The 13,993-nt window shown below is 67.0% G+C and carries 15 protein-coding genes; 10 read left to right on the top strand and 5 right to left on the bottom strand.

What is annotated here, in order from left to right:
- Nucleotides 1-9 precede the first annotated feature (9 nt).
- From QHG62_RS15355 to QHG62_RS15345, 3 genes are read right to left on the bottom strand one after another with little or no spacing between them, the layout of a single operon-like run.
- Nucleotides 10-990, bottom strand: a complete 981-nt coding sequence (locus QHG62_RS15355; protein WP_281146494.1) for a Bug family tripartite tricarboxylate transporter substrate binding protein — start codon at nt 988-990, stop codon at nt 10-12.
- 4 nt (nt 991-994) lie between these two features.
- Complete coding sequence (locus tag QHG62_RS15350; protein ID WP_281146493.1) at nt 995-2,185, bottom strand: CaiB/BaiF CoA transferase family protein; 1,191 nt, start codon at nt 2,183-2,185, stop codon at nt 995-997.
- The gene (locus QHG62_RS15345) at nt 2,178-3,125 is read right to left on the bottom strand and encodes a hydroxymethylglutaryl-CoA lyase (protein WP_281146492.1); all 948 of its coding nucleotides are present in this window, start codon (nt 3,123-3,125) and stop codon (nt 2,178-2,180) included. Before QHG62_RS15345 ends, QHG62_RS15350 begins: the two co-directional genes overlap by 8 nt.
- Before the next feature lie 127 nt (nt 3,126-3,252).
- On the opposite strand from QHG62_RS15345, the gene QHG62_RS15340 reads away from it, so the two are divergent.
- From QHG62_RS15340 to QHG62_RS15320, 5 genes are all read left to right on the top strand, one after another.
- Complete coding sequence (locus QHG62_RS15340; RefSeq protein WP_281146491.1) at nt 3,253-3,993, top strand: IclR family transcriptional regulator; 741 nt, start codon at nt 3,253-3,255, stop codon at nt 3,991-3,993.
- 125 nt (nt 3,994-4,118) lie between these two features.
- Nucleotides 4,119-4,796, top strand: coding sequence for a haloacid dehalogenase type II (locus tag QHG62_RS15335; RefSeq protein ID WP_281146490.1), 678 nt, complete (start codon nt 4,119-4,121; stop codon nt 4,794-4,796).
- 55 nt (nt 4,797-4,851) lie between these two features.
- Nucleotides 4,852-7,026 carry a malate synthase G gene (locus QHG62_RS15330; RefSeq protein WP_281146489.1) on the top strand — a complete coding sequence of 725 codons (2,175 nt, stop codon included), beginning with the start codon at nt 4,852-4,854 and terminating at the stop codon, nt 7,024-7,026.
- A gap of 124 nt (nt 7,027-7,150) precedes the next feature.
- Complete coding sequence (locus tag QHG62_RS15325; protein WP_281146488.1) at nt 7,151-7,459, top strand: proteophosphoglycan ppg4; 309 nt, start codon at nt 7,151-7,153, stop codon at nt 7,457-7,459.
- Nucleotides 7,460-7,466: 7 nt separating this feature from the next.
- On the top strand, nt 7,467-8,132 hold the full coding sequence (locus tag QHG62_RS15320; protein ID WP_281146487.1) for a L,D-transpeptidase: 666 nt from the start codon (nt 7,467-7,469) through the stop codon (nt 8,130-8,132).
- Between the two features lie 14 nt (nt 8,133-8,146).
- Here QHG62_RS15320 and QHG62_RS15315 read toward each other — a convergent pair whose 3' ends face one another.
- Nucleotides 8,147-8,365: a hypothetical protein gene (locus QHG62_RS15315; RefSeq protein WP_281146486.1), complete on the bottom strand. Its 219-nt coding sequence runs from the start codon at nt 8,363-8,365 to the stop codon at nt 8,147-8,149.
- Between the two features lie 443 nt (nt 8,366-8,808).
- Between QHG62_RS15315 and QHG62_RS15310 the strand changes: the two genes are divergently transcribed.
- Nucleotides 8,809-9,315, top strand: coding sequence for a fasciclin domain-containing protein (locus tag QHG62_RS15310; RefSeq protein WP_281151665.1), 507 nt, complete (start codon nt 8,809-8,811; stop codon nt 9,313-9,315).
- A 26-nt stretch (nt 9,316-9,341) separates the two neighbouring features.
- On the opposite strand, the gene QHG62_RS15305 is transcribed toward QHG62_RS15310, so the two are convergent.
- Nucleotides 9,342-10,277 carry a LysR substrate-binding domain-containing protein gene (locus QHG62_RS15305; RefSeq protein ID WP_281146485.1) on the bottom strand — a complete coding sequence of 312 codons (936 nt, stop codon included), beginning with the start codon at nt 10,275-10,277 and terminating at the stop codon, nt 9,342-9,344.
- 82 nt (nt 10,278-10,359) lie between these two features.
- On the opposite strand from QHG62_RS15305, the gene QHG62_RS15300 reads away from it, so the two are divergent.
- The 4 genes from QHG62_RS15300 (at nt 10,360) to QHG62_RS15285 (ending at nt 13,961) form a co-directional block, all read left to right on the top strand.
- Complete coding sequence (locus QHG62_RS15300) at nt 10,360-10,680, top strand: DUF2917 domain-containing protein (protein ID WP_281146484.1); 321 nt, start codon at nt 10,360-10,362, stop codon at nt 10,678-10,680.
- 130 nt (nt 10,681-10,810) lie between these two features.
- Entirely contained in the window at nt 10,811-11,989 is a 1,179-nt protein-coding gene (locus QHG62_RS15295; protein ID WP_281146483.1) for an acetyl-CoA C-acetyltransferase, read from the top strand.
- Nucleotides 11,989-12,795 carry an enoyl-CoA hydratase-related protein gene (locus QHG62_RS15290; RefSeq protein ID WP_281146482.1) on the top strand — a complete coding sequence of 269 codons (807 nt, stop codon included), beginning with the start codon at nt 11,989-11,991 and terminating at the stop codon, nt 12,793-12,795. Before QHG62_RS15295 ends, QHG62_RS15290 begins: the two co-directional genes overlap by 1 nt.
- A 2-nt stretch (nt 12,796-12,797) precedes the next feature.
- A complete protein-coding gene (locus QHG62_RS15285; protein WP_281146481.1) occupies nt 12,798-13,961 on the top strand; it encodes an acyl-CoA dehydrogenase family protein in 1,164 nt (387 codons plus the stop codon).
- Nucleotides 13,962-13,993: the final 32 nt, after the last annotated feature.

Here is a 13,993-nt window from a genome sequence, read left to right as displayed (position 1 = left end):
CCGGCGGGGTCACTCGGGCTGCACGTTTGCGGCCTTGATCACCTGTCCCCAGGCCTGGGTCTGGCTGAGGACGAACTTGCCGAAATCGGCCGAGGACAGGCCGCCCGGGCTTGCGCCCTGCTCCGCAAAGCGCTTCGCGAGGTCGGGCGATGCGAGCGCCTTCTTCACCTCGGCCTGCAGCTTATCGACGATCGGCTGCGGCGTGCCCTTGGGCGCCGCAATGCCGAACCAGTTGGTGGCAGTGAAATCCTTCAGGCCGGCCTCGGCGCTGGTGGGCGCCTCGGGCAAGGCGGCAAGGCGCTGCGGCGAGGTCACGAGCAGCGCGCGCACCTTGCCGCCCTTGACCTGCGGAATGGCCGTGGGCGCGGCGGTGACCAGCACGTCGACCTGCCCGGACACCACGCCCAGCATCGCTTCGCCCGCTCCCTTGTAAGGCACGTGGGTCAGCCCGAGCTTGCCGTTCTGCTTGAGCAGCTCGCCACCCAGGTGGGTGGAGCTGCCCACGCCGCCCGAGCCGAAAGTCAGCTTGCCGGGGTTCTTGCGGGCCTCGTCGATCAGCGCCGTCACGCTTTTGTAGGGCGAGTTCGCGCCCACTACGACGACGAGCGGCGCATCGACGATCGTCGTCACGGGCACCAGGTCGGCGGGCTCCCACGGCAGCTTCCTGAAGAGGTGCGGCAGCATCGCGTAGGTGGTGTCGTTGATCAGAAAGGTGCCGCCGTCCGGCGCGGACTTGGCCGCTAGGCTGGAGCCGATCGTGCCGCTCGCGCCGGCCTTGTTCTCCACATAGAAGGAGATGCCGGTTTGCTCGGTGAGCTTCTGTGCGATCTGGCGCGCGGCGTAGTCGGTGGTGCCGCCAGGCGCGTACGGAACCACCAGTCGCACCGGCCTGGCGGGCCACGCCGCGTCAGCCGCCAGTGCGGGAAGGCAAGCCGCGGTCGCGGCGCAGAGGAACAAGACGGGCAAGGCGCGCCGCGGGATCGAAGGCATTGAGTCAGTCTCCAAGGATGATGTTGCGTGTCTTGAGGGCGGCGATCTCCTCGTCGCCATAGCCCACCTCCCTCAGCAGCTCGCCCGTGTGCTCGCCAATGTTCGGCGGCTGCAGGCGAATGCCGGGGCGCTCGCCATCGAGCGTGAACGGCATGAGCGGCACCTTGGCCATGTGGCCGTCGTTCATGCGCACGGGGGCGAGGCCGCCCGTGGCGTTCAGGTGCGGGTCATCGAACAGCTGCTGGGGCTTGGTAATGGGCGCGAAGGGCAGCTCGTTCTGCTCGAAGACCGCGCTGAGCTCGGCGGCGCTGTAGCCGGCCAGGTGCGAGCGCAGGATCGGCATCATCCACTCGCGTGCCAGCACGCGGTCGTTGTTGGTCTTCAGGCGCGGGTCGGCCAGCATTTCTTCCAGCCCGAAGGCCTTGCAGAAGATCGCCCACTGCTTGTCGCTCACGGCCGCGAGAAAGATCTGCTCGCCGTCCTTCACGGTGAACACGTCGTACACGGCCCAGGCCGAGATGCGGCTGGGCATCGGGTCGGCCGCCTTGCCAGTGGCGGCGAACTGCATCATGTGCTGCGCGACCAGGAACACGTTGTTCTCGAAGAGCGCGGACTGCACCTCGCAGCCCTTGCCGGTGAGCTCGCGCTGGCGCAGCGCGGCCATGGCGCCAATGGCGCCGAACATGCCGCCCATGATGTCGTTCACGCTGGTGCCCGCACGCAGCGGGTCGCCGGCGCGGCCGGTCATGTAGGCCAGGCCGCCCATCATCTGCACCACCTCGTCGAGCGCGGTGCGATGGTCGTACGGGCCGGGCAGAAAGCCCTTGTGGCTCACGTAGATGAGGCGCGGGTTGAGCTGCTTCAGGCTGTCGTAGTCCAGCCCCAGCTTCTTCATGGTGCCGGGCTTGAAGTTCTCGCTCACGATGTCGGCCGTGGCAACGAGGCGCAGCGCGGCCTCCACGCCCTCTGGCGTCTTGAGGTCGAGCGCGATGCTCTTCTTGTTGCGGTTGAACGTGGGAAAGAAGCCCGAGCCCGAACCGAGCAGGCGGCGCGTGCTGTCGCCCTCGATGGGCTCGACCTTGATGACTTCGGCGCCGAGGTCGGCCAGCAGCAGGCCGCAGGTCGGGCCCATGACCATGTGGGTGAATTCGACGACGCGGATGCCGGCGTAGGGAAGCCGAGTGGATTCAGGCATGTGGGTTGGTTTCCTGGACAGGGCCTTGGACAAAGCCCTTGGGCAGGCCGGCTTCGGGCGTCATGCCGTACACCGGTTCGCCCGGCAGGCCGGCCATGAGCGGCGCGCGTGCCGCAATGAGTTTCTCGATGTCGATGCCGGTGCGCACGCCCATGGCCTCGAACATGAAGACGAGGTCTTCCGTGACGGCGTTGCCGGAGGCCCCAGGCGCATAAGGGCAGCCGCCGAGTCCGCCGAGCGAGGCGTCGAAGGTGCGCACGCCCTCGTCCCATGCCGCAAGGCAGTTCGCAATGCCCAGGCCGCGCGTGTTGTGCATGTGGGCCGCGCCTGCGTGCTCGCCAAGTTCAGCCCGCAGCCGCTTGAAAAGCCGGCGCACCTGCGCCGGGTTGGCGTAGCCCACGGTGTCCGAAAGACCGGCCTCTTCGGCGCCCGCCTCGATGCACTGCGCGGCAAGGCGGATCACGTCGTCTTCGGGCACCAGCCCCTGCAGCGTGCAGCCGAAGGCGGTGGAAATGCCGACCTCGAGCAGCACGCCCGGCGCCGATTCGCGGCGCAGCTCGGAGATGGCACGCACTTCGTCGACCATTTCGGCCGGCGTCTTGCGCACGTTGGCCAGCGAGTGCGCCACGCTGGCCGACACGGGCATGGTGAGCTTGTGCGCGCCGGCTTCCAGCGCGGCCTGCGCGCCCTTGCGGTTGGGCACGAGCGCCATCACCGTAAGGCCCGGCAGCGTGATGGCATGGCGCACCACCTCGGCGGCGTCGGCCATTTGCGGCAGCAGCTTCGCGGGCACGAAGGAAGCGACTTCGATCTCGCGCACGCCGGCGGCGTAAAGCGCGTCGATCCAGCGCAGCTTGTCGGCCGTGGGCATGGTGGCCTTGACCGATTGCAGGCCGTCGCGCGGGCCGACTTCGCTGATCACAACATCGGGGGGTGTCATCGACTCTTGTCTCCTTGGAGCGATCGGCTTGCAATCGGCCGATTCGCTTGACAGTTCTATCTTGCAGAACTAAATTCCATTAAACAGAATTAAACCGCCGAACGACTTTCCCTGTCAAGCCAACGCCATGCCCCGCAAAGCCCAGACCGAATCGGTTTCAGACCTCAACGCCGCCCCCGGGGGCGCCGCAGCGGTCGACCGCGCGCTGAGCCTTCTCTCGGCTTTTCAGCCCGGCGATGAGGCGCTGTCGCTCGCGCAATTTGCAGGGCGCACGCAGCTCTACAAGAGCACGGTGCTGCGCCTCCTGGCTTCGCTCGAACATGCGCGGCTGATCCGCCGCCAGGACGACGGGCGCTATGCGCTCGGCGCCGAGATCGCTCGCCTGCACGGCCTTTACGCGGCGTCGCTCTCGCTCGACCGCATCGTGCTGCCGGTGCTGCGCACGCTGGCTGCAGCCACGGGCGAAAGCGCGGCGTACCACGTGCGGCAGGGCCAGGGCGAAAGCTGGGTGCGGCTGTGCCAGTTCCGCGTCGATTCGTCGCATGTGGTGCGCGACCACGTGCGCGCGGGCGACCTGCTGCCCAATGACCGCGGCGCCGGTGCGCGCGTGCTGATCGCCTTCGGGCCCGAAGCCGAACAGCCGCGCAGCCCCGAGGAGCGAAAGCTGTACGACGCCATTCGCGCGCAGGGCTACTGCGCGCTGGTGGGCGACCGCACGGCCGAGCTGGCGGGCATTTCGGCGCCGGTGTTCCATGCCGATGGCCGCTTGGCCGCGGCGGTCACGCTGACGATGCCTGCGCACCGCTACGACGCGCGCCACATCGAGCCCGTGCGCGCCGCGGCCCGCCAGCTCAGCGGAGCCTTCTGACAAGAACCCTCTAACAAAAGAAGGAAGAAAACGCCGGGCCTCCTGCGATTACCTTCACTTTTGTCACCGATAAATGCCGATCCCGGTTATTACCAATCGGCAAGGTATCGAATAAAGTCCAAGTTATGGATCAACCCGGCGCAGTCCTCTTCGATGCCTACGGCACCCTGTTCGACGTCTACAGCGTCGGGCAGACGGCCGAGCGGCTGTTCGCCGGACACGGGCAGGCACTGGCCGCGGGCTGGCGCGACAAGCAGATCGAATACACACGCCTGGTCACCACCAGCAATCACGGCGCGCACTACCGGCCCTTCGGCGAACTCACGCGCGCCGCGCTGCGCTACACCTGCAAGCGGCTGGGCCTCGACTTGTCCGGCGCGGCCGAGCAGCAGCTGATGGACCAGTACCGCACGCTCACGGCGTTTCCCGAATGCCGCGAAGTGCTTGAGGCACTCAAGGCGCGCGGCGTGGTCACCGGCATTCTCTCGAACGGCGATCCCGGCATGCTCGACGCTGCCGTGCGCAACGCCGGGCTCGACGGTCTGCTCGACCATGTGCTGAGCGTCGACGGCATCCGCAAGTACAAGACCCATCCCGATGCATACCAACTCGGCGTGACCGCCACCGGCCTGCAGCCCGGCCGGATCGCGTTCGTCAGCTGCAACGCCTGGGACGCGCTCGGCGCCACCTGGTTCGGATTCCGCACGCTCTGGGTCAACCGCTACCAGCTCCCGTTCGAAGAACTCGGCACGCAGCCCGAACGCATCGGCAGCAGCCTGCGCGACGTGCTTGCGTTCTTCTGACAGACACCGCACCTCAATTCATTCAGCATTGCACCGTTCTCAAGGAGAGAAAAACATGACCGCCCGAACCACCGCCCACGGACTCCAGGTCGCGACCGAGTTGCACCGTTTCATCGAAGAAAAGGTCTTGCCCGCCAGCGGTGTGGCCAGCGATGTTTTCTGGAAGGGCTTCGACGCCATCGTGAGCGACCTTGCGCCGAAGAACATTGCGCTCGTGGCCGAACGCGACCGCCTGCAAACCGAGCTCGACGCCTGGCACAAGAAGAACCCCGGCCCGATTTCCGACATGCCGGCGTACCGCGCATTCCTCGAAAAAATCGGCTACCTGCTGCCGCAGCCCAAGGGCGCCAAAGCCACCACGGCCAACGTCGACTCCGAGCTCGCACTGCAGGCCGGCCCACAGCTGGTGGTGCCCATCCTGAACGCGCGCTACGCACTCAACGCCGCCAATGCGCGCTGGGGCTCGCTGTACGACGCGCTCTACGGCACCGATGCCATTCCCGAAACCGATGGCGCAGAAAAGGGCAAGGGCTACAACCCCGTGCGCGGTGCCAAGGTCATCGAATTTGCGCGCAACGTGCTCGACCAGGCCGCGCCGCTCGAAAACGGTTCGCACAAGATGGCGACCGGGTACAGCGTGAAGGACGGCCAACTGCACATTGCGCTGCAAAGCAGCAGCACCACGCTGCGCGACCCGGCCGCCTTCGTGGGCTACCAGGGCGATGCGGCGTCGCCTTCGTCGGTGCTGCTCAAGCACAACGGCATTCACCTTGACATCCGCATCGACCGCAGCACGCCCATCGGCAAGACCGATCCGGCCGGCGTGAGCGACCTGGTGCTCGAAGCCGCGCTCTCGACCATTCTCGACCTCGAAGACTCGGTGGCCGTGGTCGATGCCGCCGACAAGGTGCTCGCGTATGCGAACTGGCTCGGCATCGTGCAGGGCACGCTCACCGAAGAAGTGGTCAAGGGCGGCAAGACCTTCACGCGCGGCCTCAACCCCGACCGCGAATACACCGGCGCCGACGGCAAGCCCGTGAAGCTGCACGGCCGCTCGCTCATGTTCCTGCGCAACGTGGGCCACCTGATGACCAATCCCGCCGTGCTGTACGCGGACGGCAAGGAAATTCCCGAAGGCATTCTCGATGCCGTGGTCACCACCACCATCGCCATGATCGACCTGAAGCGCAAGGGCAACTCGCGCACCGGCAGCATCTACATCGTCAAGCCCAAGATGCACGGCCCGGCCGAAGTGGCCTTTGCCAGCGAGCTGTTCAGCCGCGTCGAGCAACTGCTCGGCCTGCCAGCCAACACCGTGAAGCTGGGCATCATGGACGAGGAGCGCCGCACCAGCGTCAACCTCAAGGCCTGCATTGCCGAAGCCGCCGCGCGCGTGGCCTTCATCAACACCGGCTTCCTCGACCGCACCGGCGACGAGATGCACACCGCCATGCACGGCGGCCCGATGATCCGCAAGGGCGACATGAAGTCCAGCGCGTGGATCGGCGCGTACGAAAAGAACAACGTCCTGGTCGGCCTCTCGTGCGGCCTGCGCGGCAAGGCGCAGATCGGCAAGGGCATGTGGGCCATGCCCGACCTCATGGCCGCCATGCTCGAACAGAAGATTGCGCACCCCAAGGCCGGTGCCAACACTGCCTGGGTGCCTTCGCCCACCGCTGCCACGCTGCATGCGCTGCACTACCACCAGGTGAGCGTCACGGCGGTGCAGCAAGAGCTTGAAAAGATCGATGCCGACGCCGAACGCGACAACATCCTGAACGCGCTGCTGCAAGTGCCCATTGCGTCCGAAGCCAAGTGGACCGATGCCGAGAAGCAGCAGGAAATCGACAACAACGTGCAGGGCATCCTCGGCTACGTGGTGCGCTGGATCGACCAGGGCGTGGGCTGCTCCAAGGTGCCCGACATCCACAACGTGGGCCTGATGGAAGACCGCGCCACGCTGCGCATCTCGAGCCAGCACATCGCCAACTGGCTGCTGCACGGCGTGGTGACCAAGGCGCAAGTCGACGAAGCCTTCCAGCGCATGGCCAAGGTGGTCGACGAGCAGAACGCGGGCGACCCGGTGTACCAGCCGATGGCCGGCAACCTCGACACCTCGGCCGCCTACAAGGCCGCGCAAGACCTCGTGTTCAAGGGTATCGAGCAGCCGAGCGGGTACACCGAGCCGCTGCTGCATGCGTGGCGCCTGAAGGTGAAGGCGGGCGCCTGAGACACCAGTCGTCCTACAGCTGACCGCGCGGCCCACCGACCGCACGGGCGTGTACCAAGGCTAGCTTGAGCATCGGTTGCTCCATCGAGCGATCGATTCACTCATTCCATCCAAGGAGATACACATGACCCGTTCGATCAAGATGACCATGGCCGCCATTGCCCTGACCAGCGCCGCAGGTTTTGCCATTGCACAGGGCAACCCGCCGAACACCAGCTCGCCGAACCCGGCCACCGCTGCCGGCCAGCAGACGCAGCAGAACACCCCGATGGGCACCACCGGCACGCCTGCCACCAATCAAGGCACGATGTCGGGCTCGACCGGCAGCACCACGACGAACCAGGCGACAACGTCGCCCAGCACCAGCCAGGACATGAGCGCCCAGGGCGATACGCAGCGTACGACCCGCGTGGCACGTGCCGACCGCAACTGAACGCGCGATGTGGACTTGCTCTGAGGGCCGCCGCGGCGGCCTCTCTTGCGGCATTGCCATTGCTGCGCTCGCTTCATTGCTGAGCGTGGCACCGCCGGCGCTTTCGTCGCCGGCGGTTTCGCGCGACACCGAAACCGTGGCCGGCTGGATTCGCACCACCGGCGACAACCAGGGCACGCCATTCGCGATCGTCGACAAGAAAGCCGCCGTGGTCCACATCTTCGATGCGGACGGAAAACGGCGGGCGTCCTCGCCCATTCTTCTGGGCCTTGCAAAGGGCGACCATTCGGTGCCCGGCATCGGCGAACGCCAGATGGCCGACATCCGCGACGACGAGCGCACCACGCCCGCGGGCCGCTTCGTCAGCGAGCCGGGCCGCAATCTTTCAGGCGAGGACATCGTCTGGGTCGATTACGACGCGGCCGTGTCGATGCACCGCGTGCGCGCGACCAACAAGGCCGAGCGCCGGCTCGAACGCCTGGCCACGCCGACTGCGGCGGACAACCGCATCTCCTATGGCTGCATCAACGTGCCCGCGGCGTTTTACGACGCGCATGTGAAGCCGTCGTTCGGCACCGCGAAGGCAGTGATCTACGTGCTGCCGGAGACGAGGCCTGCAAGCACGCTGTTCGAGACTTCGACCGCCCGGGCCCAGGCGCCCCAGGCGCGCTGATCCTTTTCGGCGCGTCACTCCTCGCGCCCGAGGCTGCGTGCAGCCTTCTGCAATGCGACCTTCTGCGCACGCCGCTCCGCGCGATGCGTGCGCAAGTGGCGGCCTGCCTTCTGGTTGGCCTCGCCGCGCGCAATGGCAGCCAGAACGGGGTTGCGAGGTGCCGCGCCCGGCACCGAAAAATAGAACCGGCCCAGACGCTTCTCGTCGTCGCGGGCCTTTCGTTGAGCACTCATGTGCGCACACTCCAAAAACAAAAAGGCCCCGGCGAATGGCTGCGCGGGGCCTTTGTCGATGGGCCTCGGCGGATGCATGGATGCACGTCCGGCCGGGGCGGTCGGTGTGCGGATCAGGTGTTCAGGAAACGGTTCATTGAGTGGGTTGCCGCCCGGGAGGTTGGTCGTCGCCGGACGCGAATAAAAAACTGTTGCTGAAAAAGGAAGGGCGGATTCTGGCGAGCACGCGTGCGGCGCGCAAGTGCCGCACGCGCCGATGTGGCGCAAAGCCCACGTGAATCCAAATGCGCGCACGCGCCGTATAGGTGTCGAGCGCATCGCGCCTCCGAGCTGCCGGCGGTTTCCACAGCTGTCTTCCAGAACATTCTTACCAGGAGTCCTCAATGAAAAAACTCGTGATCGCAATCGGCGTTTCGGTTCTGCTTGGCGCTTGCGCGGGCGGCATGGGCATGAGCGGCGCCACCACGCCCAACCCCATGGTGGGCGGTGCCGCGATGTACCCGACGAAGGACATCGTCGACAACGCCGTGAATTCGAAGGACCACACCACGCTGGTGGCCGCGGTGAAGGCCGCGGACCTGGTCGGCACGCTCAAGAGCCCCGGTCCGTTCACTGTGTTTGCGCCGACAAACGCAGCCTTCGCGGCGCTGCCGGCGGGCACGGTCGACACGCTGCTGAAGACAGAGAACAAGCCCACGCTCACCAAGGTGCTCACCTACCACGTGGTGCCGGGCAAGATGGACGGCGCGGCGCTCATGAGCGCCATCAAGGCAGGCGGTGGCAAGGCCACGCTGAAGACCGCGAGCGGCGGCACGCTGACGGCCACGATGAGCGGCAGCAACGTGGTCGTGAGCGACGCCACGGGCGGCACGGCAACGGTGACCATTGCCAACGTCTACCAGTCGAACGGCGTGATCCACGTGGTCGACAAGGTGCTGCTGCCGGGCTGATCACCTCGCACTCGGCGGCCTCGTCATCAGCCTCGCTGCGCCGCCTCGGCTTCCTCGCGCAGCCATTGCGCGAACTCCAGCGCGTCGGGGTTGCCCGCGGCGCGCCTCGAGGTTTCGATGAAGTAGCCGCGGTGCGAGGCCACGCCTTCACCGAGCGGCGCGACGAGCCGGCCCGCCTGCACCAGATCGCGCAGCAGCGGCAGGCGGCCGATCACCACGCCCTGGCCTGCCACCGCGGCGGCCACGGCATCGGTGTACAGGGTGAAGCGCAGCGTGCTCTTCATGCGCAGCTGGTCGAGCCCCATCACGCGAAGCCAGGGCTCCCAATCGACAGTGGGGGCCTCGCCGTGGTCGGGATAGTCCACGGTCAGCAAGGTGAGCTTCGAAAAATCGGACGGCTCGCGCAGCGACGCGGCGAGTTGCGGCGAGCACAGCGGGATCACCGATTCCTCGAACAGCGCCGTGCCGATGCCGCGGCCGATCGGCACGAAGCGCACGGCCAGGTCGATGCGGCTGCTCTCCAGATCAAGCACCTCGAGCGTGGCCGACACGCGAACGTCGACCTGCGGATGGCTGCCGGTGAAGCGCGCCAGCCTTGGAATGAGCCAGAACGACGCAAAGCCGGGCGTGCTGGTGATGGCCACCTGCCGTGGCGCGGAGGTCGCGCGCAGCCGCGCCGTGGCGTCGCGCAGGCGCTCCAGGCTGTCGGTGACGGCGCGCTGCATCACGCCGCCCGCCTCGGTGAGCGCCAGTGCGCGATGGCGGCGCTCGAACAGCAGCACGCCCAGGCTGGCTTCGAGCTGCTGGATCTGCCGGCTCACGGCCGACTGCGTGAGGTGCAGCTCGCCGGCTGCCAGGGTGAAGCTCAGCCGGCGCGCCGCGGCTTCGAAGCTGCGCAGCAGTTCCAGCGGCGGGAGCTCGCCGCCCAAGGTTCCATGGGTCTTCGCATTCTCTGGATGCATGCAACGAGTTCCGAATCACCGCGTGTAAGAGGAGGATCGACTCACTATATTCATTCGTATCACGAATGCAATGGAGCTTGCCATGAGCACCCAACCCCTTTCTTCCCGCTTTCACGTCAGCCTGCCCGTCCGTTCCATCTTTGCCGTTCCCGATGGCGCCGGGGTGGGCATCGAATGCCGCAGCGGCTCGGTCTGGGTGACGCTCGACAACGACCGGCGCGACATCGTGCTCGCGGCGGGCGAGCGTTTCGAAGGCACCGACCACCGGCGCGTGCTGGTCTCGGCGCTGGAGTCTTCGTGCATCACCGTCTCGGACGCGCAGCCGGCCGCCATGCCGCTGCCAGCGCCGTCGGGCCGCCGGTCGCCTTGGCGACTGCCATCGCTCGGGTTGTCCCCGGCTTGACCTGAGCGCGCCCGGCATCGAACCTCGATGCCATGGAAATTCCAAGCATTGAACGCCGCCGTGGTGACGGGCGGCTTTTTTGCTTTGGGCGCGCGGTTCGCGCTGTTTTCTTTTGAGGAAGGACATGACCATGGCAGAGGCATACATCGTGGCCGCAGCGCGCACGGCCGGCGGACGGCGCGGTGGCAAGCTGGCGGGCTGGCATCCGGCCGACCTGGCGGCGCAGGTGATCGACGCGCTGGTGGCCAGGAGCGGCATCGACCCGGCGGCGGTGGAAGACGTGATTCTTGGCTGCGTGAGCCAGGTGGGCGAGCAGGCGACCAACGTGGCGCGCAATGCGGTGCTTGCGTCGAAGCTGCCTGAATCGGTTCCGGGCACCTCGGTCGACCGGCAGTGCGGATCGTCGCAGCAGGCGCTGCATTTCGCGGCGCAGGCGGTGATGTCGGGCAGCATGGACGCGGTGATTGCGGGCGGCGTCGAAAGCATGACGCGCGTGCCGATGTTCACGCCCAATGCGCTGCCCGCCAAGGCGGGCCTCGGCACCTACATGAGCCCGGCAATGAGGCAGCGCTACCCGGGCGTGGAGTTCAGCCAGTTCACGGGCGCCGAGATGATTGCGAAGAACTACGGCATCGACAAGGAAGAGCTTGACCGCTACGCGCTCGAAAGCCATCGGCGCGCAATTGCGGCAAGCCGCGAAGGCGCCTTTCTCGACGAGATCGTGCCCATCGAGATCCTGCTGGCCGACGGCGCGCGCAGCGGCGAAAGCCATACAGTGGACGAAGGCATCCGCTTCGACGCCACGCTGGAGGGCATCGCGGGCGTGAAGCTGATTGCCGAAGGCGGCCGTTGCACCGCCGCCACCGCAAGCCAGATCTGCGACGGCGCGAGCGGCGTGCTGGTGGTGAACGAACGCGGCCTGAAGGCGCTGGGCGCGAAGCCGCTCGCGCGCATCCACCACATGAGCGTGATGGGGCACGACCCGGTGATCATGCTGGAGGCCCCGCTGCCCGCCACGCAGCGCGCGCTGAAAAAGGCCGGCATGCGCATCCAGGACATCGACCTGTACGAAGTGAACGAAGCCTTCGCGCCCGTGCCCATCGCCTGGCTGCAGGCGCTCGACGCCGATCCAGCGCGGCTCAACGTGAACGGCGGCGCGATTGCGCTCGGCCACCCGTTGGGCGCCTCGGGCACCAAGCTCATGGCCACGCTGATCCATGCACTCGGCCGGCGCGGCAAGCGCTATGGCCTGCAGACGATGTGCGAAGGCGGCGGCATGGCCAACGTCACCATCGTGGAAAGGCTCTGATGACCGCGCAGCAACCCTATGTGCTCTACGAACTGGCCGAAGGCATCGCCACGCTTACGCTGAACCTGCCGGCCAAGCTGAACCCGATTGCGCGCGAGCTGCAGATCGAACTGCGCGACACGCTGGAGCGCATCCGCGACGATCGCGAAGTGCGCGCTGTGATCCTGACCGGCGCCGGCAAGGCCTTTTGCGTGGGCGCGGACCTGAGCGCCATGACGCCTGGTGAAGAAGGCAAGTCGCTCGGCGACCAGACGGCCGAATGGATGCAGTCGCTCAGCAATCCGCTCATCGAAACGCTGCGCACGCTGCCTGTGCCGGTGGTGGCCGCGGTCAATGGCGCCGCGGCGGGCGCGGGTGTCGGGTTGGCACTGGCGGCCGACGTGACGATTGCGGCGCGCAGCGCCTACTTTTACCTGCCCTTCCTGCCCAAGCTCGGCATCGTGCCCGACCTCGGCTGCACCTGGGCCATTCCGCGGCGGGCCGGCAAGGCACGGGCCATGGGCATGGCGCTGCTCGATGAGCGCCTGAGCGCCGGCCGCGCGGTGCAGTGGGGCCTGATCTGGGCCTGCGCCGACGACGAACAGCTGCTCGAGGAAGCACGCGCGATTGCGCAGCGCCTCGCACGCCTGCCGGCCCACGCGGTGGTTGAAGCACGCGCAGCCTTCGAGGCCGCCGAGCGCCACACGCTGCCCGAACAGCTGCACTACGAAAGCGAGCGCCAGCGCGAGCTGATCGACCGGCCGAGCTTCCGCGAAGGCGTGAGCGCCTTCCTGCAGAAGCGCCCGCCGACGTTCCCGGGGCGCTGAGCATGATCGAACGCACGCTTTTCAGCGCCGACCACGAGGCCTTTCGCGACAGTTTCCGCCGCTTCATGGACAAGGAGATCGCGCCCTTCCACGAGGCGTGGGAAGAACAGGGCTATGTGGACCGCGGCGTGTGGTCCAGGGCCGGCGAGAACGGCTTTCTCTGCATGGCGCTGCCCGAGGAATACGGCGGCGCCGGCGCCGACCTGCTCTATTCGGTAATCCAGTTCGAGGAGCTCTGGGCGCGCGGGTTTACAGGCATCGGCTTCGGCCTGCACAGCGAGATCGTGGCGCCGTACATCCTGCGCTACGGCACCGAAGCGCAGAAGCGGCACTACCTCCCCAAGCTCGCGAGCGGCGAGATGGTCGGCGCCATCGCGATGAGCGAGCCCGGTGCGGGCAGCGACCTGCAGGCGGTCAAGACCAGCGCCATCCGGCAGGTCGACGGCAGCTACCTGCTCAACGGCAGCAAGACTTTCATCACCAACGGCTGGCATGCCGACCTGGTGATCGTGGTGGCCAAGACCGACCCGGCCGCGGGCGCAAAGGGCACCAGCTTGTTCCTGGTCGAGCGCGGCATGGCGGGCTTCGAAAAAGGCAAGCGGCTCAAGAAGCTGGGACTCAAGGCGCAGGACACGTCGGAGCTGTTCTTCAACGACGTGCGGCTGCCGGCCGATGCACTGCTCGGCGATGCCGCGCAGCTGAACCGCGGCTTCGTGTGCCTGATGGAGCAACTGCCCTGGGAGCGGCTGCAAATTGCGATCAGCGCGGTGGCCGCATCGCAGGCCGCCATCGACCAGACCGTGGCCTATGTGAAAGACCGCAAGGTGTTCGGCCAGCCCGTGGGCAACTACCAGAACACGCGCTACACGCTGGCCGAACTGCAGACCGAGGTGCAGGTGGCGCAGGTGTTCGTCGACAAATGCATCGAACTGCTGATGGCCGAAAAGCTCGATACCGCCACCGCCAGCATGGCCAAGTACTGGACCACCGACCTGCAGTGCAAGGTGATGGACGAGTGCGTGCAGCTGCACGGCGGCTACGGCTTCATGTGGGAGTACCCGATAACCCGCGCCTACGCCGATGCGCGGGTGCAGCGCATCTATGGCGGCACCAACGAGATCATGAAGGAAGTGATCACGCGTTCGATGGGGCTGGGCGGGCGCTGAAAGCGGCGCCACTGGCGCCCGGCGAAGGCCTG

Source organism: Variovorax paradoxus, assembly GCF_029919115.1.
In the GTDB taxonomy this organism is placed as follows: Bacteria; Pseudomonadota; Gammaproteobacteria; order Burkholderiales; family Burkholderiaceae_C; genus Variovorax; species Variovorax paradoxus_O.
Note: the sequence above shows the minus strand (reverse complement) of the source record. Positions and strands in the feature narration are given on the sequence as shown.

Coding starts and splice junctions, on each gene's coding strand:
- QHG62_RS15320 (WP_281146487.1), top strand. CDS start 7,467: ATGTGGACTTGCTCTGAGGGCCGCCGCGGCGGCCTCTCTTGCGGCATT.
- QHG62_RS15285 (WP_281146481.1), top strand. CDS start 12,798: ATGATCGAACGCACGCTTTTCAGCGCCGACCACGAGGCCTTTCGCGAC.
- QHG62_RS15355 (WP_281146494.1), bottom strand. CDS start 990: ATGCCTTCGATCCCGCGGCGCGCCTTGCCCGTCTTGTTCCTCTGCGCC.
- QHG62_RS15295 (WP_281146483.1), top strand. CDS start 10,811: ATGGCAGAGGCATACATCGTGGCCGCAGCGCGCACGGCCGGCGGACGG.
- QHG62_RS15300 (WP_281146484.1), top strand. CDS start 10,360: ATGAGCACCCAACCCCTTTCTTCCCGCTTTCACGTCAGCCTGCCCGTC.
- QHG62_RS15345 (WP_281146492.1), bottom strand. CDS start 3,125: ATGACACCCCCCGATGTTGTGATCAGCGAAGTCGGCCCGCGCGACGGC.
- QHG62_RS15310 (WP_281151665.1), top strand. CDS start 8,809: ATGGGCATGAGCGGCGCCACCACGCCCAACCCCATGGTGGGCGGTGCC.
- QHG62_RS15305 (WP_281146485.1), bottom strand. CDS start 10,277: ATGCATCCAGAGAATGCGAAGACCCATGGAACCTTGGGCGGCGAGCTC.
- QHG62_RS15330 (WP_281146489.1), top strand. CDS start 4,852: ATGACCGCCCGAACCACCGCCCACGGACTCCAGGTCGCGACCGAGTTG.
- QHG62_RS15340 (WP_281146491.1), top strand. CDS start 3,253: ATGCCCCGCAAAGCCCAGACCGAATCGGTTTCAGACCTCAACGCCGCC.
- QHG62_RS15315 (WP_281146486.1), bottom strand. CDS start 8,365: ATGAGTGCTCAACGAAAGGCCCGCGACGACGAGAAGCGTCTGGGCCGG.
- QHG62_RS15350 (WP_281146493.1), bottom strand. CDS start 2,185: ATGCCTGAATCCACTCGGCTTCCCTACGCCGGCATCCGCGTCGTCGAA.
- QHG62_RS15290 (WP_281146482.1), top strand. CDS start 11,989: ATGACCGCGCAGCAACCCTATGTGCTCTACGAACTGGCCGAAGGCATC.
- QHG62_RS15335 (WP_281146490.1), top strand. CDS start 4,119: ATGGATCAACCCGGCGCAGTCCTCTTCGATGCCTACGGCACCCTGTTC.
- QHG62_RS15325 (WP_281146488.1), top strand. CDS start 7,151: ATGACCCGTTCGATCAAGATGACCATGGCCGCCATTGCCCTGACCAGC.